The sequence below is a fragment of the Furfurilactobacillus siliginis genome, assembly GCF_001437435.1.
Taxonomy (GTDB): Bacteria; Bacillota; Bacilli; order Lactobacillales; family Lactobacillaceae; genus Furfurilactobacillus; species Furfurilactobacillus siliginis.
In genome coordinates, this window is record NZ_JQCB01000042.1 from 1 (window position 1) to 495 (window position 495).

The following is a 495-nucleotide window of genomic DNA, read 5'->3' on the forward strand; positions in this document are numbered from 1 at the left end:
CCCGCTCATTTATGGGGTCAAGCTGACACAGCTTGCAGGTTTGGGCAGCGCCCATGGTTTTATTCGTGTGAGATATAAATTTGAAAATCAGGGGGGGCGAGGGAGCGAATTTTGCGACCGTACTACGACCCCCCTTTTAAGTGCCGAGTGCCAATTTTGGTTAAAAATGGTCTTCAAGCCTTTAATATCAATGGTTACAGAGTTTTAAATCTCGGCGAGTTTTCGGCGAGTTTTTAGCGAGTTTTTAGCGAAATAGAGATTTATAGCATATATTATTGACAATAATGTTGCAAAAAAGCATAATAATGGTGTACTTAAATTTGATTTAGTTTGGAGTAAAAATATGGCTACAAATAAAAAAAGAATTACGGTCAGTCTAACCGAAGATCAGTATTTTACTTTGGAAAATCTTGCGAAAGAAAAGGGTTTTTCTAAGTCTGCAATTTTAGCTTTAGCTTTAGAAAATTATTCAAGAAAGGAATTAGAACAAAAAAA

The 495-nt window shown here is 36.2% G+C and carries 2 protein-coding genes; both read left to right on the top strand.

Annotation, left to right across the window (positions count from 1 at the left end; translation table 11 throughout):
* The coding region (locus IV55_RS10605) for a hypothetical protein (RefSeq protein ID WP_057811766.1) at positions 1 to 208 on the top strand (208 nt) is incomplete at its 5' end.
* Between the two features lie 135 nt (positions 209 to 343).
* The coding region (locus IV55_RS10090; RefSeq protein ID WP_056971141.1) for a ribbon-helix-helix protein, CopG family at positions 344 to 495 on the top strand (152 nt) is incomplete at its 3' end.